We start from the raw sequence: 25717 nt of genomic DNA on the forward strand, positions 1-25717 counted from the left end.
TTTTTATGTTGCGTTATTAGTCTTCTAACGGAAGGCTGCTTACTTTTTTGATGGTTTCTTTGCTATAAGTCATCGCCCAAACCGTGAACAAGACAAAAGCCGTAAAGAAAATCGTCAGTGAAATGATAGGGTAGATTTCTACTCCTGTAATCGTTTCTAAATTGTGTTTGACATATTTTAACATGACACTTATTTTTTAGATTTTACTTGAGTATCAGTTCCTAATCGCTGAAGATAAGCAATCAAGGCTACAATCTCTCTGTCTTTCAACGGAACGGTTGCGTTTCCGAAAGCTTTTTTGATATCGGCATTTGCCAATAATCTGGCTTCAATTTTGGCGGCTTGTTCTTCAGAAATTTTAACCGCATTGGCTACTTCTTCTTTAGAATAAGGAACCCCTAAAGTCACCATCGCTTCCATCTTAGCTTGCAATGTTGAATTGTCTAATTCATCTTTAATCAACCATTGGTATCTTGGCATGATAGAACCCGGAGAAATACTTTGTGGGTCGTACATGTGATTGAAATGCCATACGTCATCTCTACCTCCGTTGAATGGTTTGCCCGGAACACCTTCTCTCGCTAAATCCGGTCCGGTACGTTTAGAACCCCAAAGGAATGGATGATCGTATACATTCTCTCCCGATTTAGAATACTCACCATAACGCTCTACTTCAGAACGGAAAGGACGAATCATTTGAGAGTGACAGCTCACACAACCTTCACGGATATACAAATCTCTACCTTGTAGTTCAAGCGGAGTATATGGTTTTACTGCGGCTATAGTTGGTATATTAGATTTTACCAAAATCGTTGGCAAGATTTGAATCAAACCACCAATTAAAATCGCAATGGTAGTATAAACCATGAATCTTACCGGCTTTCTTTCCAACCAAGCATGCCATTTTTCCCCTTTCAATCGGTTTGGACTGATTACTGCCAATGCAGGAGCTTCAGCAGGTTCGTCTTGAATAGCAGATCCTTGTTTTACGGTTTTTACAATGTTGTAAACCAAAACAATCACCCCAACCAAATACAAAGTACCCCCGATGGCACGCATCCAGTACATTGGCATAATTTGAGTTACTGTTTCTAAGAAGTTACCGTATTGTAAGGTTCCATCCGGTTTGAATTGTTTCCACATAGAAGCCTGAGTAAATCCGGCTACATACATAGGCAATGCATATAAAATAATTCCTAAAGTCCCAATCCAGAAGTGGAAGTTGGCCAATTTTTCAGAATATAATTTGGTTTTAGTCATTCTTGGGATTAACCAATAAATCATACCGAAGGATAAGAATCCGTTCCAAGCTAAAGCACCAACGTGTACGTGGGCAATAATCCAGTCGGTAAAGTGGGCAATTGCATTTACGTTTTTCAAAGACAACATCGGACCTTCAAAAGTAGCCATACCATAACCGGTAATCGCTACTACGAAGAATTTCAACACGGCATCAGTACGCACTTTATCCCAAACCCCACGAAGCGTTAACAATCCGTTGATCATACCACCCCAAGACGGTGCGATTAACATTACTGAGAATACTACGCCAAGGTTTTGTGCCCAATCCGGTAATGAAGAGTACAACAAGTGGTGTGGTCCGGCCCAGATGTAGATAAAGATCAAAGACCAGAAGTGAATAATAGAAAGTCTATAAGAATAAACAGGACGATTAGCTGCTTTTGGCACAAAATAATACATCATTCCTAAGAACGGCGTGGTTAAAAAGAAAGCTACCGCATTGTGTCCGTACCACCATTGTACTAAAGCATCTTGTACTCCGGCATATACCGAATAAGATTTTAGGGCAGAAACCGGTAATTCAAAACTGTTAAATATGTGAAGTACAGCAACGGTAACAAATGTCGCGATGTAGAACCAAATCGCTACATAAATATGACGCTCTCTTCTTTTGATAATTGTACCAATCATATTGATACCGAATACTACCCAAATCAAAGCAATAGCGATATCAATCGGCCATTCTAACTCGGCATATTCTTTAGAAGTGGTATAGCCCAACGGTAAAGTAATCGCCGCGGCTACTATGATTAATTGCCAACCCCAAAAGTGCAGTTTACTTAATAAGTCACTGAACATTCTGGCTTTTAACAAACGTTGCATAGAGTAATATACTCCCGCAAACATGGCATTACCCACAAACGCGAAAATCACCGCATTGGTGTGTAAAGGTCTTAGTCTACCAAAACTTAGAAAGGAAACTCCGCTGGTCACATTGGGAAATAAAAACATAAATGCTAATATTAGCCCAACCAACATCCCCACTATCCCAAAAACGATACTGGCGTAAATGAAGTTCCTTACAATTTTGTTGTCATACTGAAATTGTTGCATTTCCATAATTATAATTGTTTTTCTTCGGTTATATTAATTTGATTTTTGTTAGTTTCTTTTACTAGCTCGTCGTCAAAAAGCATTCTGACGGATGGTGTATAATCGTCGTCATATTGTCCGCCTCTTACCGCTTTGATAAAAGCGTAGAGAAAGAACACAGCGACTACAATACTTATCGAGATTAACATATAAATGACACTCATACCTCTAATTTGTGTTAGACAAAATTACTTCTGCGATTATTCTTAAAATATGACATTTGTCATACTTCGGATTTTATTTCTTACCGGCAAAAACATTACTCATAATGGTTACAAAACTCACTATGGTTATCGTGCTCAAAGGCATGATAATCGCAGCTACTATAGGCAATAAATTACCGCTTACCGCATAACTCAAGCCGACTACATTATACAGCAATGACAATCCGAAACTCAGGTAAATGGTTATCATAGCGTTTTTAGCATATTTCAAAAAGAAATCTATTTTAGAAAACTGACTCGCATCTAAAATTCCGTCACAAGCCGGTGAAAACACATTGACATTTTCTGAAATGGAAATCCCGATATTACTTTGGGCCAAAGCACCGGCATCATTCAAACCGTCACCTATCATAAGAACATTCTTCCCTTCTTTTTGAAGATTGTCAATGTAGGCTAATTTTTGCTCAGGCTTTTGATTGAACACCAATAGCGTTTTCGACGGAAGCATTTTCTCCAAAATTTTACGTTCCCCGTCATTGTCACCCGACAATACTATAAGGTTGTATTTTTTGGCCAAATTCTCAAACAATTGCTCCAATCCGTTGCGGTATTGGTTGTTGAAAACATAACTGCCTTTATAAATCCCGTTAATTTCAACGTGGACTTTGGTCTTCTTATGGGTGTTTTCACTCATGTGCTGCAAAAACTGAGAAGAACCTAATTTGACCGTCCCTTCATCCAATTCAGCAAAAACCCCTTTTCCGATAATTTCCTCGAAATGGTTTACCTCCATTTTATCTTGAGGCGGAATAAAATCGTACAATCTTCGGCTCAAGGGATGGTTGGAACCTCTTAAAGCATTTTTCAATAACTTTAAATCATAATCATTTAAAACCTCGCCTTCATAAGTGATGGCCGTCTTTTTATTGGTGGTTATTGTTCCGGTTTTATCAAAAACGATGGTGTCTACTTTGGCCAGTTGCTCAATGACGATAGCATTTTTAAGGTATAATTTTCGGTTGCCCAAAATGCGTAATACGTTCCCCAAAGTAAATGGAGCTGTCAAAGCCAAGGCACACGGACAAGCCACAATTAATATAGCCGTGAAAACGTTAAATGCCGTAGCCACATCAATAAAAATCCAATAGCCAAAAGACACCACAGACAACAGCAATAGCGCCGGTGTAAAATAACGGCTAATTTTATCGGTGATGGACTTGTGTTTTTGGTCAACTTTTTTCTGGAAAACATCATTGCTCCACAATTGGGTTAAGTAACTTTGGGAAACTGAAAACAAAACTTCCATTTCGATGACTTTGCCCAGTTGCTTACCGCCGGCAAAAATCTTATCTCCTGATTTTTTATCAATAGCAACGGCTTCTCCGGTAACAAAACTATAATCTATAGAAGCTTTTTCGGAAATCAAAATCCCGTCTACCGGAATCAATTCTTGGTTGCGAATCAATAGCCTGTCCCCTTTTTTAATATCATAAACTTGAACGGCTTCTTCTGTACCATTAGACAAAATCTTTGTAATGGCAATCGGAAAATAAGATTTGTAATCGCGTTCGAACGAGAGGAAATCATAGGTTTTTTGTTGGAACAACTTTCCTAATAACATAAAGAAAATCAACCCGCACATGCTATCGAAAAAGCCCTGTCCATACCCAAAAACAATGTCTACTGTGCTTCGGATAAACATCACCACTATACCCAAAGCAATGGGAACTTCGATGTTTAACATACCTTGTTTAATACTTTTCCAAGCGGCCACATAATACCCGGAAGCAGAATAAATAAAAGCCGGAAGAGACAACGCAAAAGTCAGCCAACGGAAGAATCCTTTGTATTGCTCTATCCAAAATTCATTGACTTCAAAGTATTCGGGAAAGGACAAGAGCATGATATTTCCGAAACAGAAGAATGCCACGCCCAATTTATAAATCAGGGAACGATCAACTTTCTTTTTGCCTTCGTCAAAATTTTCTAAGCTGATATAAGGTTCGTAACCAATGGAACAAAGCATCTCAACAATTTGTTTAAGATTGGTTTGTTCGGGATTGTAAGTAATGCGGACTTTTTTGTTGGGAAAATTAACTTGAGAAGCGCCTATTCCCGGTTGAAGCCTTTGTAGATTTTCCAGAATCCAAATACACGAACTACAGTGTATATGAGGAATGTAGAGTGAAACAATATGTGTTGTACGCTCTTGGAATTCGAGTAGTTTGTTGACAATTTCTTCATTGGCTAAAAAATCATATTTGCCTTTAATATCGAGTGGTGTAGCGCCGGGCGCTGATTGAAAGTCATAATAACACGACAAGTCATTCTGACTGAAGATTTCGTATACTGTTTTACAACCGTTGCAACAAAAACTCCGACCATCAAAAAGAATTTCGTCTTTTTTTATGATTTCATTACCACAATGGAAACACTGTGATGTATTCATAATTTGCTCATTTTACCTTTGACAAAGGTCGAGCAAGCGTTAAAATTAAAATATGATAATTGTCATACTTTGAATATCTTTGTAAAAACAAACCCAAAACAGTATGAGTAAATGTGAACAATGTATCGTGAGACAATTTAGCTCTCTAAAGTCATTGACCAAAGATGAGTTGCTCAAAATGGCCGATTGCAAAACCTCTTATACTATCAAAAAAGGAGAACCTATTTTTGAAGAAGGAGAAATAACCAACGGTATTTACTGTGTTAAAGATGGGGTTTGTAAACTTTCTAAATTGAGTTCCAACGGTAAAGACCAAATTGTAAAATTGGTTAAGCCGGGCGAATTGCTTGGACAGCGTTCCATGATTAGCGAAGAACCGGCCAATTTAAGTGCTGTAGCTTTAGAAGACATGGAAGTTTGTTTTATTCCTAAAACAGAAATCATTCAATTCTTTACGCAAAACAATCAATTTTCCATGAATTTGATGAAATCTATTTGTGGTGACTTAAAAGAAGCCGATGATCACATGGTCGATTTGGCGCAAAAAAGTGTAAAGGAGCGTCTGGCCGGAACCTTAATTTATTTAGAAGAAACCTTCGGTACAGATACCGAGGGAGCACTTCGTTTACAATTGTCTCGTGAAGAGTTGGCCGGAATGATTGGAACTGCTACTGAAAGCTGTATTCGATTGCTTTCCGAGCTAAAGAAAAGCGGCTGGATTGATTTGATAGGCAAAAAAATCATAATAGTCGACAAAAACAAACTCCGTCGTATAGCCGAATAATTTCCTGTGGATTTAAAACAAAAAACCACCTCAATCTTGCGATAAAGGTGGTAGCTGATAAGATAACAGGGTTAGTTATTGTATCAACGTTTTCTTTGTATAAGTTTGACCGTTTTCCAAAGTAACTTTTACCAAAAGTATTTGTGAAACGCCTTGTAATTGAATTGCTTCCAGCGCATTGGTTTCTAAATCTTTTTTACTGTACAATTGTTTTCCTAAAACATCAAAAACTTCTACTTTGCTAATGTTTGCAGCAGCACAATATACGGATAGTCCATTGTGATTAGAAACCACTTTGATGGCATCGTCTGCAACTGTAGGAGTGTCTATTCCTAAAGTTTGTGTAGTATATCTCAACTCAAATCGGTCATTGAACGTCCCGTTAGCAGTTGAAAAAGTATAATTTGCGGCTTTTAAATCATGGTAAAGACCGGTTACTTTGTCAAGCAAATAAACATTTTGATTGTCAAATAAGCCGTCGAAATTTTCCAAAGTAATGGTCAATTCTCCATCAATTGTACTGGCAATTCCAAATGGAACTACGTCGTCTGTTGAAAAAGGCAAGGCTTTAGCCTGGATAGCCAAATCTGTTGTCCCGACTGTGGTGAAAATCGAAACCGGATTGCCTACCACAGTAGTTTTCCCATCATAAAGGACATCAAAATCATTCGTTGCATTTTGTATGTATCCTACCAACATTTCGTTATAAGCTCCTTCATCATTGCTAATAGAAAGCCATACTCTGTGCTTTTCTAAAGCCTGAGAAACGGAACCTCCATCACTGTTATTTACAGTATTACTGTTGTTTGTTCTGAAAAACTGATTGTTATTTCCTGAAATTCTCATCGAATTCTTAAAAGTAGCCGAATACGTTCCGTTAGCCAAAGCGGTATTGGCTTCAATAAAGAAACCTTGTCCGGCTGCTACTTTACCAGTTGGAACTGCACCTCCTGAAAGAGCAGCACTTGCCGTTTTTACACCACCGGTTAAATTGTATTTAGCATAATCATTCACCGAGTAATTATTATTGACAATGGCTGTATTGTGTGTCCAAAGAAAAATAGTTCCGTTTACAATTCCGGAGTTAGCCGGATCCGTTATAAACAAATCAATGTCTATAGCCGAAGGATAAGGATTCCCAATCATATTATTTGTGGCCGTTGATTTTACTATCGGCGTTGAAATAATTCCATTGTTTGGTGTTCCAACAAAAGTAGACTGCAAGATTAGTGTCGGATTGTAAACTAAATTTTCAGGAGCTCTTGAAAGATAACCTACTCCCAAAGCCATGGTAGTTCCCGCTGTTTGATAAACATAGTTATTGATACTTGGGTTAAAGGAATAAAAATAAGAATCGCCGGCCAATTGACTTAGTGTAGCATTACTCACCGGTGATGACCAATAACCATAATCATACATCTTCATAGGAGTTGTATTTCTTTTGTAAATAATGTCTCCCGAATTTACGGAAGCGTCATTGGTTTGCAACAAACTCGCTGTATCTTCAAAGGTCAAAGATCCTCCGGGATTAACCGTAACCTCATTGGCAATAGTCAAAGTATGTCCGGCATTAAAAACAACACTACCTGAAGTCACAGTACAAGTACAACCCGATACATTACCGGTAGAAGAATAGTTTCCTGAAAAAACCAGTTTTTGTGCCAATGTAGGAGTGCCATTTGACCAAACTGTTCCATTCCATGTATTGGTTGGCTGTTGCGAAATAACAACATTATTAGAAGCTACAGAAGTACATGAACCTGATGTGGCTGTAACAGTATAAGTCCCGGAAGGAGCTGTAACCGTAGAGCCAGATACTGCAACCCCTGCAGAAGGAGAAACCGAATAAGTGTAGGCTGCATTATAATTAGTGATGACAAAACTTCCTGAGGTTAAAGTACAAGAAGGTTGTGTCAAACCACCAGTCGTTGGTTGAGCCGGTGTAAAAGGTTGAGCATTAACAGTCGCGCTAGTAACAGAAGAAATACAGCCGGCTGCACTTTTTACGGTAACATTATAAGTGCCGGTAGCTACTGATGTAAAAACTCCGGTAGTATTGGTATAAGTTGAACCATTTATGCTATAAGTCATACCAGATGCTGTGGGACTGTTAACAGTTATCGTTCCTGTTGCTATACTACAAGTGGGATGTGTTACTGTTACAGTTGGAGCAGTTGGTATAGTATTTACTGTTACCTGAACTGCCTTTCTAGGTGTAACTACTCCTGTTGCATTGGTAACCGCTTCAACATAATAAGTTGATGAAGCAGACAATGTTCCGGTGGTATAACTAACGGTATAGGGACTTGAAGTTGTCGTTGCTGAAAAAATTGGACTTCCTCCTGAGGCCACCGTATAAAAATTGAAAGTGGTTGATGAAGTTGGTGCCGGGTTTTGAGAAGCGTTTATGGTTGATGTTCCTGAACCGCAGATAGCTGTCGCTGAAGCAATAACCACATTATACCCTCCACTTGAAACCAAGTTAGGAAAATCAGTCATAGCACCGCCACTTCCGTTACAAGAAGCCACTTTAATGGTACCGATTTTAATCAAGTCAGAGGCACTACAATTACTTCCGGAACTAATATTACCACCACTTTCCACTACAATAGAAGAACCGGCAGCTAAAGACAAATCATAGTTCCCATTCGAAAAATCAATAGTGGCATTATTTCTTATCACCAACTGAATGGCTCCGTAACAGCTGAAATTTAAATTCTGATTCATCACTACATTAGTCGGATTTGTACCATCTCCAATATAAATAGTGGTACAGCCCGAAAATGTGCTGCAAGTAACTACACTTGAATTAACATTGGGAGAACCGGTTAAAGTACATTGAGCTGAAATCTCAGAAGAGCAACCTAAAAGAATAGCTAGTAAGAATAATAACTTTTTCATAAATGGTGTTTTATTTAGATTTGGATTATAAAACTTTAGCAAAATTAAGCCCTAGCCAAACAATCCTCCACTTTTTCCGATGTTTAGCACAAAAAATCTACGAACTGCATATTGTTTGCGCTTAATGGTGGATTTTTGCTTTTTATCGGATGATTATATATTTTGCAAGATGATTTTTAGCTTTTTTTTGAGAATTATTTAACAAAATACAAAATCAAATTTGGAATTGGATTAATGTACGCATTTATAAAAAGTTCGGTTTTTAGAATGAACACATTAAAAGAAGGATGGTCAAAACGGATCTTGTATGATAAAAAAAACATCCCAATAAATGGGACGCTTATGTATCTTTTAAAAATGAAATTAATGAGGCAACTTATCTTTCAGCAAACCATATAAAAAGGTACCGAAAATTGCACCTATCAATATCAATCCGACACTTAAAAACCCTGCCCCAAGTAGGATAAAAATAGGTCCTGGACAAGCACCAACCATAGCCCAACCCAATCCGAAAAGAATACCACCTATCCAATAGCGGACATTGCCTTTTTCTTTGTCCTGAATGTAAATGGGATTCCCTTCAATGTCTTTGATTTGCTTTCTTTTAAACCATTGGATTCCAATTAAACCGGTAATGATGGCTACTGTAATGATACCATACATATGAATCGACTGAAATTGGAACATTTCATAAATTCGGTACCAAGAAACCGCTTCTGCTTTGGTTAAAATTATCCCGAAAATAAAGCCCACTATAACGTATCTTAATAAATTCATTTCTTAAAAAATTAGAGGTAAAATAAAATGTGCCATAATCAAGCCGCCAATAAAAAAACCAATTACCGCTTTAAGAGAAGGCAATTGCAAATTACTCAAACCGGAGATAGCATGTCCTGAGGTACAACCACCGGCATAACGAGAACCAAATCCAATTAAAACACCACCGATAATTAATATCAAAATCATTTTAGGTGATTGAAATATATTACTCCCAAAAAGAGCGCTAGGCAATAACTTCCCGTTGGGCGCCTCAATTCCCATAACTGCTAATTGCTCAATAGTTTGTGGATTGATAGCCACATTGGATGCATCGCTCAAAAAATTTACTGCCACATAACCGCCAATCATAGCGCCTACAACCACAGCCAAATTCCAGCGTTGTGATTTCCAATCCCAGTCGAAGAAAGGCACTTTTTTACCAATACCGGTCATCGCGCAAAGAGAACGCAAATTGGAAGACATTCCGAATACTTTGCCGAAATAATTAAGCGTCAGCATCACCATACCGATTAAAAAACCCGAAATAGCCCAATGCCAAGTGTGAGTAATAAATTCCATCTGACTTTTTTTTTACAAAAATAGAAATATTAAAGTGTACAGCGGTATAAAATTTATTGAAATAAAGTATTTTTGACGTTCAAACAAACCCTAAAATGAAAAACTATTCTATAGAAATAAAATGGACGCTGCGCTTTATACTTCTTGTATTGGCTTGGGCTATCGGTGAAAAATTCATCGGACTACACGACCAACATATTGACAAATACATCATATATACCAATCTTTTTGCCATTCCGGCTTTCTTGTTTTTTTATTTGGCATTAAGAGAAAAAAAGAAATACTTTTTTAACAATCAAATGACTTGGACACAAGGATTTGTGACCGGCATTATTTTGTCCTTTTTTATTGCTCTGTTAATGCCTTTTGCGCAATTGGTCATCTACAAAAGTATTACACCTCATTTTTTTGAAACCGCCATTGAATACAAAACAAAAAGTCCTTTACTTAAGTATCACATGACGCTTGAAGCGGCTAAAAATTATTTCAATTTGAGAAGTTTCATCATAGAAAGCATCTATACTGAATTGTCAATGGGTACCATAGCCGGAGCAATTATTGCCCTAATGATTAGAAACAAAAAATAAATTTGCACGGTTATTGTAGAATCGAAAAAAAACAGTCCATCATGAAAATATTTGCCAAATTCTCTCTTTTTGTAGTTCTGATTTCTCTGTTCACTTCTTGTGTCAGTACCCGTTCCACTTTGAAAAATGTGGATGACAATGCACCTATTCCTACCCTAAAAGGAGATGCCTTTGTTTTAACCGAATACAGCAAAGACAAAAAATATGGTTACGACCCGGATTATCCCGTGAATGTTTTTTACAAAAACACCAAAGACGAAAACCTCAATGCAGAAAGATATCTAAGGGCTTTGGCAGGGCCAAATGGTGAAAAAATAACCTTTACCAAATTGGAAAGCTGTTGTCCGTTTCCGACCAAAAGAACAGAAATAGGCGCAGGTTTTTTAGATATTTACGAGCTGAAATGGGAAGGCCAAAAGAGCCCGATAAAACTTTATGTAAACATTTATGAAAGAGGATATTTACTTGTTCCCATTGGCCTCAGCATCAAAAAATAACTTAACAAAATAACTATATAAAATAACCAAATTATTCATAACTTAGCGGTTTTTAAAACCTGAAATTTTATGAATATAAATACCATTCCACAAATCAAGAATACCGATAGTGGAAATTTCTTTGTACTTGCTGGTCCATGTGCCATTGAAGGTGAAGAAATGGCATTGCGAATTGCCGAGAAGTTAGTTAGTATAACTGATAAATTACAAATCCCATACGTTTTCAAAGGGTCGTTTAAAAAAGCCAACCGCTCCAGAATTGATAGTTTTTCGGGCATTGGCGATGAAAAAGCGCTTAAAATTCTTCGAAAAGTTTCAGAAACATTCCATATTCCGACAGTTACTGATATTCATACCAATGAAGATGCGGCAATGGCTGCAGCCTATGTTGATGTTTTACAAATACCGGCATTCTTGGTTCGCCAAACCGATTTGGTTGTAGCTGCTGCCAAAACCGGAAAAACCGTCAATTTGAAAAAAGGACAGTTCATGAGTCCGGAAAGCATGAAACATGCCGTTCAGAAAGTGTTAGATTGCAATAATCAAAACGTAATGGTTACAGATAGAGGTACCATGTTTGGCTATCAGGATATGATTGTTGATTTCCGAGGGATTCCGACGATGCAACAATATGCTTCGACAGTGCTAGATGTTACCCATTCTTTGCAACAACCCAACCAAACTACAGGTGTAACCGGCGGTAGACCTGACATGATTGAAACCATTGCCAAAGCAGGAATAGCGGTTGGCGTCGACGGTATTTTTATCGAAACCCATTTTGATCCTGCTAATGCTAAAAGTGACGGTGCTAATATGCTACACTTAGACTATTTTGAGGGCTTAATGACCAGATTAGTAGCCATTAGAAAAACCATTAATTCTTTTTAATTTTTAAATTCCTCTAAGCCTTGAAAAAAATATTTTTTGTTTCATGTTTGACGATTTATGCCTTAACACAAACCGTTTCAGCACAAGAAAAAACAGCCAATCCTGATAAATACACCGCCCACAACAAAGGTAAAATGTATGTGTTTTGGGGAGGAAATAGAGAAAGTTATTCAAAATCAGATATTCATTTTAAAGGAGACAATTACAATTTTACTTTAAATGATGTAACAGCCCGAGACAAACCTAAAGGTTGGCAAATTGACTATGTAAATCCGGCCCGAATGACCATACCGCAAACCAATTTACGAATTGGTTATTTTATCAATGACCATTATAATATTTCCATTGGTTTTGATCATATGAAATATGTCATGAATCAGAATCAGGTCGTTAACATCACCGGTAATATCAACGAAGGAACTCCGTTTGACGGCACATACAATAACGAGCCCATAACATTGACTGAAGATTTCTTAACTTTTGAACACACCGATGGTTTAAATTATGTGAATACTGAATTTTCGAGAGTTGATGATATTTCAAAGCTTTTTAAAATTCGCAATACTGATAAATTCCAACTCAATATTACAGAAGGATTAGGAGCCGGATTTTTGTATCCAAAAACCAACACCATGTTATTGGGAAAAGAAAGGTATGACGAATTTCACGTTGCCGGTTATGGTGTCTCCGCAAAAGTGGGCCTAAACTTCACTTTTTTCAAACACTTTTTTGTTCAAGCAGAATTAAAAGGAGGATATATTGACATGAATGACATCAGGACTACCAGCAGCAAATCTGATAGTGCCTCACAACACTTTTATTTTTTACAAAGAATCATTGCCTTTGGAGGCATTTTTAAAGTATAATTTTTTTATTTACCCAACCTAACACCAACCCGTATGAAAAAAATTACATTACTATTATTAACCATCTTCTTTTCCATAAGTGGGCATTCCCAATTAGCGCTAGAAGGATTTGAATCAACCACTGGACCAACCGGACTACCCTCAACCACTTGGACATTGGGCACAGGAAACTGGGCAGTGTTTGACAATGGGATTGGCCTCGGACAACGATGGGGAATCAACAGTTCTGTAACCACACCACCTACACCTCCTATTGTTTATCAAGGAACCAATGCTGCTTATGTAAACCGAGAAAATATAGGCCAAGGAAATACTTCTGAAGACTATTTGACTACACCATTGGTTACTATTCCGACCAACGGACAGCTTCATTTTTATACCAGAAGTTTTACCACCGGTAACCAAGGAACCATTTATCAAATCAAAGTTGCACCTGCCAGTGCTTCACAAACCAATCCGGCAGCTTATACTTTGGTAACACAATGGACAGAAGTTGATTTGACGACTACCTACAATATTTATGAAGAAAAAGTAGTTAATTTATCCGCCTATGCCGGACAACAAATCTATGTTTCATTTGTAAAAGTATACACCCAACCGCTAACTACTTTGGATGGAGATCGATGGTTAGTTGATAATGTTAGCATCATTGAGCAATGTTTAGATCCAACAACACTGACCGCTTCGGGAATTACACAAACGTCAGCTAATTTGAATTGGGGCAATCCTAGCGGAGCCACTTCATGGGAAATTGAAGTCTTACCGGCTGCAGGGACTTTTACAGGTATTGGAGTTGTATACAATGGAGGATTGCCTTATAATGCAACCGCTACAGCAACCGGAACAGCATTTACACCAACAACGGCTTACAAATATTATGTAAGAGCGCTTTGTAGCAGTGGTGGAAGCAGTCAATGGGTTGGACCTTTTTCATTTTCGACTACTTCTCCGGGGATAAGTTGTGCTGCTCCGATTGTTATTGGTACTCTGCCCTATTCAACTACAGACAACACTTCAAACTATAGTGATAACCCCGCCATAGAAGGTGTGCCAGGAACTTCTTGTGGTGCTGCTAACGGTTACCTCAATGGTAATGATGTAGTATATGCTTATACCGCTACAGCAAATGGAGTAGTAAATGTTACGATGACCCCAACAGCAACATATTCGGGAATTTTCGTTTATAACAGTTGTGCCAATATTGGTGTCAGTTGTATCGCAGGAGTTGGTAATTCCGGAACCGGAGTGAGAACATTTGACTTAACAGTTACTGCCGGCACTACTTACTATATAGTTATTTCAACTTGGGCCTCTCCACAAACAACAGGATACACTCTAACCTTGCAAACCGTCAACTGTCCGCCACCATCAACTTTAAATGCTACCGGCATCGGTCAAAACGGAGCCAATATCAGTTGGGCAAATCCCGGTGCTGCAACTTCGTGGGAGTATGTAGTACAAACGGCAGGTTCGGCAATACCGACTGGGGCAGGTACTCAAACCAGTAGTAATACAACCAATCCTATCTCGAGTTTAAATTCAGGAACCAATTACCAATTTTATGTTAGAGCAAATTGTGGCAATGGTACTTTTAGTGCCTGGGCAGGTCCGTATTTGTTTTCAACCGCGGCCAACTATTGTGCCGGCAATCATTTCTATGATACGGGTGGTGCAACTGGAGTTTATAACAACAATGCCAATGTTACTACTGTAATTTGCCCTGATACACCCGGTGATCAAATAACAGTTATTTTCAATACTTTCAACTTGGAAAGTGGATTTGACTACCTAAAAATTTATGATGGAAATAGTGCTACCGGAACTACTTTGCTTGGCAATTTTACGGGAGCTACACTTCCCCCTTCATTTACCTCAAGCGCTGTTAACGGGTGTTTGACATTTGTATTTACCTCTGATACTTCTGTAACTTTAGCCGGTTGGGATGCAACCATCTTGTGTTTGCCACAGCCAACTTGTCCTAAACCAACAGCAGTAGCAATTTCAGCTATTGGACAAAACAATGCTACTATCGCTTGGACTGAAGTTGGAACAGCAACAACTTGGGAGGTTTTATTACTTCCTGCAGGTTCGCCTGTACCATTAGCATCAGCTACAGGGATAATTACTACAAACAATCCATACCAAGCCACTGGTTTGACCTCAGCCACATCTTATGATGTTTATGTAAGAGCCATTTGTAGTTCGACGGATATAAGTTTATGGTCAAACAAAGGAACTTTCACCACTTTAATTACCAATGATGAGTGTGCCAATGCAGTAATAGTTCCTGTAAATACAGCTACTCTTTGTACTTTGACAGCATCTGGATCCTTATCTGGAGCTACGGCTTCATCGCAAGGAAATACTTGTTTTGGGACTGATGACGATGATGTTTGGTTCCAATTTACAGCTACCAGCACCCAACATATCATCTCATTACTAAATGTTGCCGGTTCTACACAAGACTTATTCCATGTTTTATACACCGGTAGTTGCGGGGCTTTAAACCAATTGTATTGTAGTGACCCTAACTCTAGTACGGCCAGTAATTTAACCGTAGGACAAGTATATTTTATTCGTATTTATTCATACACTTCAACTCCAAATCAAAATTCAACCTTTAATATTTGTATTACCACTCCTGTACCACCACCGACTTGTATCAACAATCAACCGGCTGGAAATACATGTCAAACAGCGACGCCAATTTGTAATTTAAATGGCTATTGTGGAAGCACCTCTTCTTCATACACAGCCAATTATTGGTCTCAATTAAACACTGCGTTTTGTGGTTCTATTGAAAACAACTCCTTTTTAACATTTGTGGCTACCTCAACCACAATTTCTTTTGATGTTTGGGTAACAAGCTCGCTTGAAAATGGTGGTATTCAGATTATGATTTTTAGCGCTACCAATTGTGCAGGTACAGTAAACAACTTTACTTGTTGGAGTCCGGGTATTGTTCCTTCAGGGTCAACCAATATTTCAGCGAATGGTTTGGTTGTCGGAAATACTTATTACATTATGATTGATGGTTTTGGTGGTGACGTTTGTAATTATGTTATTGCTGCAAACAGTGGTATTCAAACCCAAGTTAATGCAACAACTTCAGACGACACTATCTGTTTGGGAGATACTGTAAATCTGAATGCTGTCGGCGGTAACGGGTCATACAATTGGACTTCTTCACCGGCTACCACTGGACTTAGCGCCACTACCGGAAGTGCCATTACCTTTACGCCAACAGCTGCCGGTGTTTACACCATAACTGCTGCGTCAACAGACGGTAATACACTTTGTCCTCAAGATGTATCCGATTTTGTTACAGTGACTGTGAGTAATGATGCCGTGCCTGTATTTGATACTTTTGGTCCTTATTGTGAAGGTGAAACCATTCCTGCTTTACCTACAACCTCCAACAATGGCGTAACAGGAACTTGGTCACCTGCTTTAGTCAATAATACGCAATCGGGAAGTTATACTTTTACGCCGGATACGAGCGCTTGTTCTTCCCCTATTACGGTTTCCATCACAATTAATCCAACAATTAATCCAAGTTTTGATGCTATTCCGGCTTTATGTTATGGTACAACTGCACCGGTATTGTCTACCATATCAAACAATAATGTAACCGGTGTTTGGAATCCTGTTACCATTGACAATACCCAATCAGGCACATACACCTTTACCCCTGATTCCGGTCAGTGTGCTTCAACTGTAGTTGTCACTACAACTGTTAACCCATTGATTACGCCAACTTTCTTATCTCCGGCACCTATTTGTAGCGGAGATGCAGCACCAGTGTTGCCATTAACCTCTTTGAATGGAATTACTGGAACATGGTCTCCGGCGGTAGTCGATAACACCCAAACGGCAACTTACACCTTTACACCGGATGCCAACCAATGTGCTACTACAACAACTTTAGCGATTACTGTCTATCAAGATTGTTCTTTTGGAAGTTATGCCAGTGCAGTGTGGTTAAACAATTGTCAAACCTCAAACTTTTTCAATACTTTAGGTTCAGGGGCTTCCATTATCGGGCCAGCCCAAAATATTTTCCCTAATACCGATTTCGGAACTTTTGTTTCCTACTCCAATACTTTTAAATTGAGAGGAGCTGAATTAAAAACGTTTAAAATTGCCACCGCAAATGTTTGTAGTGCCCGTTTAAATTATCGAATCTATCCAGCTTCCGGAACTCCCGGAGCTTTTGCCGTGATGAATTTACCATTTTTAGATGACTGTGCTGGTGGTACATTCCCAAGTGGCGGACCATGTATTACCGGTGACCAAAAATGGCAAAGAGTACTTACAGATGCCGAATTCCCAATTGATTTAACAGCCTATCCTGCAGGAGAATATATATTGGAAGTGTATTATGATGTAACCGGAGATGTTAACTCTACCACTCAGTGTGATGATACTATCCTAATCAATAATAATGGCGCTAATTATATAGCGACTTATACTTTACAAGCCAACCCAACCTTTACTTCTACTACTCCAACGAGTTGTGCTGCAAATGATGGGACAATTACTATAGGGAATTTAGTTGCCAACACCACCTATAATTTGATGTATGCAGATGATAGTACAAGTGTTGGTCCGATTGCGATATTAACCGATAATACAGGTAGTTACACCTTAACCGGATTGAATGCCGGAACTTATTCAAACTTCAATTTTGCGGTTAATGGTTGTCCATTTAGCGCTACTGATATTATCACGTTTAACATTCCTTCAACAGCACCGGTAACGGGTACAGATCCTTTGACCTGTAACGGAAATACCGGAACAATCACTATTAGTGATTTGCTTCCTAACCAATCTTATGCTGTAAGCTATACAGATGATACTGTTCTGGTTGGTCCAACAAACATTACCTCAAACACCAACGGTCAAATTATCTTAACCGGATTAAATGCCGGTGTTTATGCAGGTTTCACCCTCAGCACTACCAATTGTACGGTAACTTCGAGCGATACGGTAACCTTAATTAATCCGGGAGCTCCAGTGGTATCGGTTAATAGTACTGCTATTTGTAATAACCAAACCGCTACTATAACTGCTACACCACAAGTGCCGGGCTCATATAATTATGTATGGACTGTTCCTTCAGGCTTTACTAATCCTGGGAATGTTGCCAGTTTTGTGACTGCTGTTCCGGGAACCTATACGGTTGTGGCCACACCAATTGCTACTCAATTTTGTAATGGTAGTTTTGAAAACCCAACCGCTACAGGTCAGTTTCCTAATATGTTAAATGAAAATGTGGTTCCGTGTTGGGACACAACGGCAGCCGACGGAATTTTAGAAGTTTGGCCAGCTGCAGGTTTTGAAAATGTTTTTGCTTACCAAGGCACACAATTTATTGAAATGAACGGAAATTCAATTGCAACTATTTTCCAAGACTTTACTACAAGTCCGGGTTCACAATTGCAAATTTCTTTTGCTCACCGAGGTCGTCAAGGTAATGATACTGTTAGAGTAGAAATTGGACCGGTTGGCGGACCTTATGTAAGTTTAGGCAACTTTACCGATGGTAACACCGCTTGGGTTTTACACAACTTAACTTATACTATACCGGCTACCGGAGGCAACAACTACAGCTTGCGGTTTGTGTCTGTATCTAGTGCAGGCGGAAATCCTTCTGTTGGGAATTTCCTTGATGCTGTTAGCGTTACTTCTGTTGAATGTAGCTCGTTGCCAACTTCTGGGGTAGTTTCTTTAACGCCTTCTACTGGTTTGGTTTTAACTTCAAACAACAATAGTCAAACTGTTTGTATCAATAATGCCATTGCAAACATCATTTATACTGCAACTGAGGCTACCACTGTTACTGTTTCTGGACTTCCTGCCGGAGTTACCGGAACATTTGATACTGGTGCAGGAGCTTTCACTATTAGTGGTGCTCCATCTGAATCGGGTACTTTCAACTATACAGTAACCGCAAGCGGAATTTGTAATACCGTAAATCTCACCGGCACAATTGTCGTGAAACCGTTTGTAACGGCAACTTTCAATCCGATCACAATTTGTAGTGGTGATTCCGTTGCTTTACCAACCTCTTCTATTGAAGGATACACCGGTACTTGGAGTCCGGCCACTGCCAACAATACCCAAACCGGTACTTATACTTTTACACTAAATTCAAGTGTTTGTGGTCCGACATCGACATTGACCATTACCGTTAATCCGATTGTGAATCCTACCTTTAATAGTATTGCGCCATTGTGTATTGGTGAAATTGCACCAACACTTCCTACGACTTCTATTGAAGGCATAAGTGGAACTTGGACACCAGCAGTTATTGACAATACCACTACCGGAACCTATACCTTTACTTCTAATGCCGGACAATGTGCAACCAACGGAAGTCTTGCCGTAACCGTTCAAAGTGGTTTTGATTTTGAAATTACCGGAAGTTGTATTGGAAACAATTTCATTTTAGAAGTTGCCGCAGTCAATGCTACTTTTGATGTAAATGCCGCCAGTTTTGCTTGGTTCACCAGTAACCAACAGTTGGTAGGTTCTAATGCTAATACATTTGACGTTACTCAATATCTAAATTCTACTACGGTTGTAGAAGAATTGCCAATCTCATTTAACGTGACCGTTACTACTCCTGATGGTTGTTTTAGAAATGAGTCGATTACGTTAGACAGAATCTATTGTGATATTCAAAAAGGAATTTCTGCCAATAATGACGGCAACAATGATTTCTTTGATTTGAGTTTGTTAGATGTTAAAAAGCTTAGCATTTACAACCGATACGGAATGAAAGTTTACAGTAAAAATCAATACCGTGACGAATGGAAAGGTCAATCCGACAAAGGAGAAGAACTACCTGACGGTACTTATTACTACGTAATTGAATTCAATAATGAAACGGAAACTAAAACCGGCTGGATTTATAAAATAGGTCAAAACTAAAACTAAAAAACGTCCCGATAGTCGGGACGTTTTTTTTTTAATATAAATGCTTAGCCTCTTTAATAACTTCAACCAAAACCTCATTGTCAATTTTATCTAGAGAATGATAACGCAATGACTTAATTGTATTTCTTCCATTGTCGGCGATTAAATGTTCTTGATAGTTTTTCAATTTGAAACCTCTGGCAAAACCAACATCTACAAATTGGTGTTTGTGACTGGCATTGAGATAACAAAACGGTTTCTTATTATAATAAAAATAAGGAATACCCCATTTGTATTCCAAAGTAACTTCGGGTAAGGTATGTTCGACAACCGCAATAATATGCAGAAGTATATCCCTGTACTTTTGAGGTTGGTTGAGTATGTATAATTCTGTTGGCTTCAATGAATAGTCTTTTTTTTAATCTGAACACGCTATTTATCATTGGCTTTGGATGTGTACTTATACAATTTTATGTTGAGCCAAAACAAAAGACAAAAAATTAAAACTGCTCCGACACCATATCCGAGATTAAAAGCAAAGTCTTCTTTACTATTAATGACCTCGTTGATTATGCCATAAACTCCGCTCAACAAGAGGACAAACAGAAACATGCTTACTATTTGCAAAGCGAAAAATATTTTTTTTCTCATAGGTCTGAATTAATCGATACCGTACTGGTCAAACAAATAAAGTAAAGAAGCCATAGTAGCCGTACCCAGCTCTAATTCTCTCTTGTTAATGGCATCAAAAGTATCATTGGCGGCATGATGGTAATCAAAGTAACGTTGTGAATCGGGACGCAAACCGGCTTTAACGATTTTAGTTGATGTTAACGGATGAATATCCGAACCCGTGTGTCCTTTTACAAAAAGATGAATCAAATAAGGCTCAAAAAGCGGTGTCCAACTTCTGACTTTGATAAAATTAGGCTCATCGCATTCCAAAGAAAAACCTCTGGGCGTAAAACCACCCGCATCGCTTTCCATGGCAAAAATGTGATTTTCATTATTGCGCTTGGATTCTGCTTCATATTGCTGTCCGCCTCTTCCACCGTTTTCTTCGTTCATGTATAAAACTACCCGTATCGTATTTTTAGGTTGGTAGTTGAGTTTTTTGAAAAGCTCTAAAACGGCCATACTCTGTACACAACCGGCGCCATCATCGTGTGAGCCATCGGCTAAATCCCAAGAATCTAAATGACCACTCACCACCATAATTTTTTCGGGATAAACCGTTCCTTTAATTTCTCCGATTACATTGTATGAAAGTACATCATCTAATTTTTGGCATGATTGCTTGAAATAAAAGGAAAGTTTCGGATTCTCTTTCAATTTTTGGCTTAACAATTCGGCGCCATTCGTACTGATAGCGGCGGTGGGAATATATTTCTCTTTGGGCAAATCGCCATAACTGGTGGCTCCGGTGTGTGGAAAATCGTCCAATCTTAAATTGAGCGAGCGAACAATGGCACCAACAGCGCCAAACTTTGCCGCTTCCTGAGCACCTGATCGTCTTTGGTCACCACATCGGCCATAAGACACAAACGCATCAATATTTTCGGGTTCCATCGGGCGGTTGTAAAAAACGATTTTGCCTTTGATCTTGGCTTCTCCTAGAGTTTCTAATTCCTGAAGACTGTGCACTTCGATAATCTCGGCTGTAATCCCTTCTTTCGGAGTGGCTATTGAACCGCCAAGGGCACAAATAGGAACGCTTATTTTTCGTTTTTTATCTAAAATATAAGCGGTTTCTTTTTCACCTCTCACCCATTTGGGCACCATCACTTCTTGAAGATAAACCCTATCCAAACCCAAAGTCTCCAATTGTTGTTTGGTATAAATTACGCCTTTCTCTGCACCAACCGAACCGGACAAACGATGCCCGATTTTATTTGATAAATCATCGAGCCACGCATAACTTTTAGAATTGGTCAAAGCCATTTTATAGATGTCTTTCAACATTTGCTCGTCTTTGATTTGGCCAAAGGTTAAAGAAGTCAGGAAAAATAAGGATCCGAAAAGCAATTTCTTCATTGGAGTAATTTTTCTCAAAAATAAATGAAAAAACATTTGGTTGCGGAAAAATTATTTACTTACTTTGTTTTTCAAAGTACTTTTATATGGAAGCAAAAGATTATCTAAAAGACATTCAAGACATCAAGCAAATGATGGCGCAATCTAGTCAGTTTATCTCGCTAAGCGGTTTATCGGGTATCTTGGCCGGATTGTATGCGCTAGGCGGTGCCATTGCGGTCAACTTTTTAATCGACAATCACCATTCCAAGTACATCACTTTGGAAAGCACAACCTTCAAACTAATTATAGCTGTTGCTTTAGCAGTATTGGTTTTGTCGTTAATCACTGCTTATTTGCTAACCGTCAAAAAAGCGAAAAAAGTTGGAGAAAAAGTGTGGAATCCATCGTCAAAAAGACTGTTAATTAATTTTTGCATTCCATTGATTACCGGAGGCATTTTGTGCTTACTTTTATTGAGACACGGTATTTACGGTCTCATTGCGCCTATCTCCTTGATATTTTACGGATTAGCTTGTGTCAATGCCAGTAAATATACTTTGCGAGACGTACGCTATTTGGGCATCACCGAAATCATTTTAGGTTTAATCGCCGTAGAATACTCAGGTTATGGTTTGTATGTGTGGATAGTGGGTTTCGGAATTTGCCATATCATTTACGGCGCTGTGATGCATTATAAATACGACAGGAATTAATTAAGTGAAAAACCTCATCCAAAATATCAACAAAGCTTTTGATCACCGAATACGTTTGGGGATTATGTCGGTATTGATGGTTAATGAAAGTGCCGATTTTAACATGCTCAAAGAACTATTGGGTGTCACAGACGGTAATTTAGCCAGCCATACCAAAGCCTTAGAAACCGAAGAATACATCATGATTGAAAAACAATTTATCGGCAAAAAACCCAACACGCGTTACATCGCCACGGCAACCGGAAAAAAAGCCTTTCAGGATCACATTGAAGCGCTTGAAAAATTAATATCTAAAAGCTAACTATTTTTTTATCTATTAACTTTGAATTTCAAAGTACTTTTAATTTATGAGAGATTTAATTATCGAAAAAATGTATGAGTGGAGCAAAAAGCCCTACCAAAAATTCTTCAAAAAGAATGAACCTTGGCAAGTCACTGCAAAGGAATTGATACTGTATCCTCAAGACAGTTTAGGATTTCACATGGGTTGCTTTCTGTTGAAATACAATTTCGAAATGCAACCCAAACTCGAAGATCACGATGTATTTCACGTGCTGACCAATACCGGCGTTTCTGTAGTGGAAGAAATCGGAATGCAATACTATTTGTTGGGCAACGGCAAAAAAAGCACCTATCAATTTGCGGTTATCACAATCGGTACACTCTTCTATCCTACCCGATTCAAATTATTTTCAAGTTATTACCAACGCGGAAAAGCAGCACACCATTTTTACGATTTAGCCTTCGAAAAAATGCTGCATCTACCGATTCAAAATATCCAAACCTCTTTTAATATCAAATAAAATGAACGTAGTATTAAAACTTTTCAATCAAAACAAAAAAGCCAATCAACTGTTGCTTATTTATGGTCTGTATTGCCTTTCGCTATTATTGGTCAGGGCCAAAATCACCAACTCCATCTACTTGTTTTTCCTGATTTGGAACGTATTTCTAGCCATCATTCCTTATGCAATTACATCGCATTTATTGACTTTAGACTTAAAGAAAACAGCCAAATTCAAAGTGCTGGCCATTATGGCAGTTTGGTTGGCTTTTGTTCCCAATGCGTTTTATATCATCACCGATTTAGTGCATTTGGTTAACTCGGATGATCGTGTTTTTTGGCTCGATTTGATTATACTGAGTTCTTATGCCTTGATAGGGTTTGCCTTTGGAATACTGTCTTTACTCGATTTTGAAAAAATTGTTCAACAGTTTTTACCGCTAAAAAACACCAACTTCATCATTCCTGCCATTTGTTTTCTCTGTGGCATCGGCATTTATATCGGGCGAATTCTGCGCTATAATAGTTGGGACATCATTAGCAATCCGATTGATTTGGCTTTTGATTTGTTTCAAATGGCCATTTCTCTTAAATCAATATTGTTTTCAATACACTTTGGCGTATTCATTTATTTCTCCTTTTTAATCAAAAAGAATTTAACTTCAAATCATCCTTCTCATGGAAACACAAATTTATAATCAAAGAAACAACTCAAGCCGCTTTTCAACCTATTTGGCCATGTGTTCCTTTGCCATTGGCACACTCATTTTAATTCTTTATTTGCTCGTGCCAAACTCAATGCAGTTGCTGGTTGTAGGCTTCTTTTATGTGCTGTTTGCTTTATTATTTAACGGAATAGTCTTGCTCAATCTGCTGTATCAGTTTTGCATTTATCCCAATGAACGAGAAACGTTAGCCATCAAAATGCTGATCATGTTGGCCAATATTCCTATCGCTGTTCTTTACTTTTTTATCGCAATGCATCAAAATTATTCATCCTAAAAAACAATTAAATCATGGAAAATCAAGAATTTCAAGAAAACGAAACAAAAACCTTCTTCCAATCCAACACCGCCAAAATGATGATGGTGGGATTGCTCACCTTTGTCCTGCTCATCCCGTTACTTTTTGTGCAAAATTTGATTATGGAGCGTTCCCAACGAAAATCGGAAGTCGTCAATGAAATCTCCAATCTTTGGGGTAGTGATGTTGCTTTTTACGGCCCTATTTTACGATTGCCCTACAACACTTACGAGAACATCAACGTGATCGACCAAAAAACCGGCACCGCCACTTTACAAAGAAGAGCGACAACCAATTATGCCTATTTTTTTCCGAATGAATTGACCAACACTTCTAAGGTAAAGAAAAACGAATCTTTAAAACGCGGTATTTTTAATCCGGTGGTATTTACTGCGGATATGAGTTTTAAAGGAAACTTCACAGCACCTAATTTTGCCAAACTCAATATTCCCGAAGAGAGCATTCAATGGGACAAAGCGGCCATTATCGTTAAGACAACCAATTTAAAAAGCATCAAAAGTGAATTGAAAATCCAGCTCAACAATGAAAAACTAACCTTTGAGCCACAACCGGATGACAAAAGCAATTACAGTGTTTTAGCCACCAATCTCTTTGATTACAAAGCTTTGGCCGGTAATAACCTTATTAATTTCAATTTTGGCATCACCTACAACGGAAGCAATAGCATCAACTTTATTCCGATTGGAAAAGTAACTTCTGTTGGGATTGATTCCGATTGGGAATCACCAAGTTTTGAAGGTTCATTTGCAGCCAACGACACTACCAAAGTGATCAATAAAGACGGTTTTCACGTCGATTGGAAAATTTTAGACATCAACCGCACGTTTTCGCAGCAATACGCAAACGTTCTACCGAATCTGGAGGATTACCGCTTTGGCGTAACATTAATCGATACTGTGGACGAATACCAGCAAAACGAACGCGTTTCTAAGTATGGCTTCCTTGTAATCGGTTTAACGTTCCTAATTTTCTTCTTGATTCAGTCGATCAGCAAAATCAATATCCACATTTTTCAATATTCCATGATTGGCATTGCATTGATTATGTTCTATACCCTTTTGATATCGATTACCGAACACAGCAGTTTTAGTTTGGCGTATGCTATTTCGGGAATTGCAGTGGTAATTATGATTACGCTCTATTCGATTTCAATTTTGAAGAATAGAAAATTCCCGCTGTTTATTGCGACATCACTTTCCGTTTTGTACACCTTCATTTATGTGATTATCCAAATGGAAGATTATGCACTTTTAGTTGGAAGCATTGGCTTATTTTTCATCCTCGGAGCAGTGATGTATTTCTCCCGAAAAATCGATTGGGGAAAGTAACTTTCTAAAGCAAAAAAACCTGTTCTTTCGAGCAGGTTTTTTT

The 25717-nt window shown here is 38.4% G+C and carries 21 protein-coding genes; 12 read left to right on the forward strand and 9 right to left on the reverse strand.

The features are described from left to right. Positions 1-16 precede the first annotated feature (16 nt). From HA632_RS12020 to HA632_RS12035, 4 genes are all read right to left on the reverse strand, one after another. Positions 17-184: a CcoQ/FixQ family Cbb3-type cytochrome c oxidase assembly chaperone gene (locus HA632_RS12020; RefSeq protein WP_176307438.1), complete on the reverse strand. Its 168-nt coding sequence runs from the start codon at positions 182-184 to the stop codon at positions 17-19. A gap of 5 nt (positions 185-189) precedes the next feature. Further along, complete coding sequence (gene ccoN / locus HA632_RS12025; RefSeq protein ID WP_176307439.1) at positions 190-2361, reverse strand: cytochrome-c oxidase, cbb3-type subunit I; 2172 nt, start codon at positions 2359-2361, stop codon at positions 190-192. Positions 2362-2363: 2 nt separating this feature from the next. Beyond that, positions 2364-2558, reverse strand: coding sequence for a cbb3-type cytochrome oxidase assembly protein CcoS (gene ccoS, locus HA632_RS12030; RefSeq protein ID WP_121313422.1), 195 nt, complete (start codon positions 2556-2558; stop codon positions 2364-2366). A gap of 73 nt (positions 2559-2631) precedes the next feature. Further along, the gene (locus HA632_RS12035; RefSeq protein ID WP_176307440.1) at positions 2632-5007 is read right to left on the reverse strand and encodes a heavy metal translocating P-type ATPase metal-binding domain-containing protein; all 2376 of its coding nucleotides are present in this window, start codon (positions 5005-5007) and stop codon (positions 2632-2634) included. 103 nt (positions 5008-5110) lie between these two features. Here HA632_RS12035 and HA632_RS12040 point away from each other — a divergent pair, with 103 nt between their 5' ends. Then, positions 5111-5791, forward strand: a complete 681-nt coding sequence (locus tag HA632_RS12040; RefSeq protein ID WP_176307441.1) for a Crp/Fnr family transcriptional regulator — start codon at positions 5111-5113, stop codon at positions 5789-5791. Positions 5792-5866: 75 nt separating this feature from the next. On the opposite strand, the gene HA632_RS12045 is transcribed toward HA632_RS12040, so the two are convergent. From HA632_RS12045 to HA632_RS12055, 3 genes are all read right to left on the reverse strand, one after another. Further along, positions 5867-8692, reverse strand: a complete 2826-nt coding sequence (locus HA632_RS12045; protein ID WP_176307442.1) for a T9SS sorting signal type C domain-containing protein — start codon at positions 8690-8692, stop codon at positions 5867-5869. Between the two features lie 363 nt (positions 8693-9055). Then, a complete protein-coding gene (locus HA632_RS12050) occupies positions 9056-9469 on the reverse strand; it encodes a DUF6691 family protein (protein WP_176307443.1) in 414 nt (137 codons plus the stop codon). Between the two features lie 3 nt (positions 9470-9472). Then, the gene (locus HA632_RS12055; protein ID WP_176307444.1) at positions 9473-10030 is read right to left on the reverse strand and encodes a YeeE/YedE family protein; all 558 of its coding nucleotides are present in this window, start codon (positions 10028-10030) and stop codon (positions 9473-9475) included. A 95-nt stretch (positions 10031-10125) separates the two neighbouring features. On the opposite strand from HA632_RS12055, the gene HA632_RS12060 reads away from it, so the two are divergent. The 5 genes from HA632_RS12060 to HA632_RS12080 all read left to right on the forward strand — a co-directional run bounded on the left by HA632_RS12060 (position 10126) and on the right by HA632_RS12080 (position 19804). Beyond that, positions 10126-10617: a DUF4199 domain-containing protein gene (locus HA632_RS12060; RefSeq protein ID WP_176307445.1), complete on the forward strand. Its 492-nt coding sequence runs from the start codon at positions 10126-10128 to the stop codon at positions 10615-10617. A gap of 41 nt (positions 10618-10658) precedes the next feature. Further along, complete coding sequence (locus HA632_RS12065) at positions 10659-11114, forward strand: 2-dehydro-3-deoxyphosphooctonate aldolase (RefSeq protein WP_176307446.1); 456 nt, start codon at positions 10659-10661, stop codon at positions 11112-11114. Between the two features lie 69 nt (positions 11115-11183). Continuing rightward, the gene (kdsA, locus tag HA632_RS12070) at positions 11184-12002 is read left to right on the forward strand and encodes a 3-deoxy-8-phosphooctulonate synthase (protein ID WP_176307447.1); all 819 of its coding nucleotides are present in this window, start codon (positions 11184-11186) and stop codon (positions 12000-12002) included. 47 nt (positions 12003-12049) lie between these two features. Continuing rightward, positions 12050-12868 carry a hypothetical protein gene (locus HA632_RS12075; protein ID WP_176307799.1) on the forward strand — a complete coding sequence of 273 codons (819 nt, stop codon included), beginning with the start codon at positions 12050-12052 and terminating at the stop codon, positions 12866-12868. 33 nt (positions 12869-12901) lie between these two features. Next, a complete protein-coding gene (locus tag HA632_RS12080) occupies positions 12902-19804 on the forward strand; it encodes a gliding motility-associated C-terminal domain-containing protein (RefSeq protein ID WP_176307448.1) in 6903 nt (2300 codons plus the stop codon). 37 nt (positions 19805-19841) lie between these two features. Here the strand turns inward: HA632_RS12080 and HA632_RS12085 are convergent, their stop codons facing one another. Further along, on the reverse strand, positions 19842-20192 hold the full coding sequence (locus HA632_RS12085) for a DUF1801 domain-containing protein (protein WP_176307449.1): 351 nt from the start codon (positions 20190-20192) through the stop codon (positions 19842-19844). Between the two features lie 257 nt (positions 20193-20449). Then, on the reverse strand, positions 20450-21823 hold the full coding sequence (locus tag HA632_RS12090; RefSeq protein ID WP_176307450.1) for a M28 family peptidase: 1374 nt from the start codon (positions 21821-21823) through the stop codon (positions 20450-20452). A gap of 86 nt (positions 21824-21909) precedes the next feature. Between HA632_RS12090 and HA632_RS12095 the strand changes: the two genes are divergently transcribed. From HA632_RS12095 to creD, 6 genes are read left to right on the forward strand one after another with little or no spacing between them, the layout of a single operon-like run. After that, complete coding sequence (locus HA632_RS12095; RefSeq protein WP_176307451.1) at positions 21910-22518, forward strand: hypothetical protein; 609 nt, start codon at positions 21910-21912, stop codon at positions 22516-22518. A gap of 4 nt (positions 22519-22522) precedes the next feature. Beyond that, complete coding sequence (locus HA632_RS12100; protein WP_176307452.1) at positions 22523-22819, forward strand: transcriptional regulator; 297 nt, start codon at positions 22523-22525, stop codon at positions 22817-22819. A gap of 46 nt (positions 22820-22865) precedes the next feature. Then, positions 22866-23321, forward strand: coding sequence for a Coq4 family protein (locus HA632_RS12105; protein WP_176307453.1), 456 nt, complete (start codon positions 22866-22868; stop codon positions 23319-23321). Position 23322: 1 nt separating this feature from the next. Next, the gene (locus HA632_RS12110) at positions 23323-24000 is read left to right on the forward strand and encodes a DUF1361 domain-containing protein (RefSeq protein WP_176307454.1); all 678 of its coding nucleotides are present in this window, start codon (positions 23323-23325) and stop codon (positions 23998-24000) included. Continuing rightward, positions 23981-24304, forward strand: coding sequence for a hypothetical protein (locus HA632_RS12115; RefSeq protein ID WP_176307455.1), 324 nt, complete (start codon positions 23981-23983; stop codon positions 24302-24304). Before HA632_RS12110 ends, HA632_RS12115 begins: the two co-directional genes overlap by 20 nt. 14 nt (positions 24305-24318) lie before the next feature. Then, entirely contained in the window at positions 24319-25674 is a 1356-nt protein-coding gene (gene creD / locus HA632_RS12120) for a cell envelope integrity protein CreD (protein ID WP_176307456.1), read from the forward strand. Positions 25675-25717: the final 43 nt, after the last annotated feature.

This window comes from Flavobacterium sp. J49 (genome assembly GCF_011742145.1).
Classification (GTDB): Bacteria; Bacteroidota; Bacteroidia; order Flavobacteriales; family Flavobacteriaceae; genus Flavobacterium.

Coding starts and splice junctions, on each gene's coding strand:
- HA632_RS12105 (WP_176307453.1), top strand. CDS start 22,866: ATGAGAGATTTAATTATCGAAAAAATGTATGAGTGGAGCAAAAAGCCC.
- HA632_RS12115 (WP_176307455.1), top strand. CDS start 23,981: ATGGAAACACAAATTTATAATCAAAGAAACAACTCAAGCCGCTTTTCA.
- HA632_RS12090 (WP_176307450.1), bottom strand. CDS start 21,823: ATGAAGAAATTGCTTTTCGGATCCTTATTTTTCCTGACTTCTTTAACC.
- HA632_RS12040 (WP_176307441.1), top strand. CDS start 5,111: ATGAGTAAATGTGAACAATGTATCGTGAGACAATTTAGCTCTCTAAAG.
- HA632_RS12080 (WP_176307448.1), top strand. CDS start 12,902: ATGAAAAAAATTACATTACTATTATTAACCATCTTCTTTTCCATAAGT.
- kdsA (WP_176307447.1), top strand. CDS start 11,184: ATGAATATAAATACCATTCCACAAATCAAGAATACCGATAGTGGAAAT.
- HA632_RS12095 (WP_176307451.1), top strand. CDS start 21,910: ATGGAAGCAAAAGATTATCTAAAAGACATTCAAGACATCAAGCAAATG.
- creD (WP_176307456.1), top strand. CDS start 24,319: ATGGAAAATCAAGAATTTCAAGAAAACGAAACAAAAACCTTCTTCCAA.
- HA632_RS12060 (WP_176307445.1), top strand. CDS start 10,126: ATGAAAAACTATTCTATAGAAATAAAATGGACGCTGCGCTTTATACTT.
- ccoS (WP_121313422.1), bottom strand. CDS start 2,558: ATGAGTGTCATTTATATGTTAATCTCGATAAGTATTGTAGTCGCTGTG.
- HA632_RS12050 (WP_176307443.1), bottom strand. CDS start 9,469: ATGAATTTATTAAGATACGTTATAGTGGGCTTTATTTTCGGGATAATT.
- HA632_RS12065 (WP_176307446.1), top strand. CDS start 10,659: ATGAAAATATTTGCCAAATTCTCTCTTTTTGTAGTTCTGATTTCTCTG.
- HA632_RS12020 (WP_176307438.1), bottom strand. CDS start 184: ATGTTAAAATATGTCAAACACAATTTAGAAACGATTACAGGAGTAGAA.
- HA632_RS12055 (WP_176307444.1), bottom strand. CDS start 10,030: ATGGAATTTATTACTCACACTTGGCATTGGGCTATTTCGGGTTTTTTA.
- HA632_RS12110 (WP_176307454.1), top strand. CDS start 23,323: ATGAACGTAGTATTAAAACTTTTCAATCAAAACAAAAAAGCCAATCAA.
- ccoN (WP_176307439.1), bottom strand. CDS start 2,361: ATGGAAATGCAACAATTTCAGTATGACAACAAAATTGTAAGGAACTTC.
- HA632_RS12045 (WP_176307442.1), bottom strand. CDS start 8,692: ATGAAAAAGTTATTATTCTTACTAGCTATTCTTTTAGGTTGCTCTTCT.
- HA632_RS12035 (WP_176307440.1), bottom strand. CDS start 5,007: ATGAATACATCACAGTGTTTCCATTGTGGTAATGAAATCATAAAAAAA.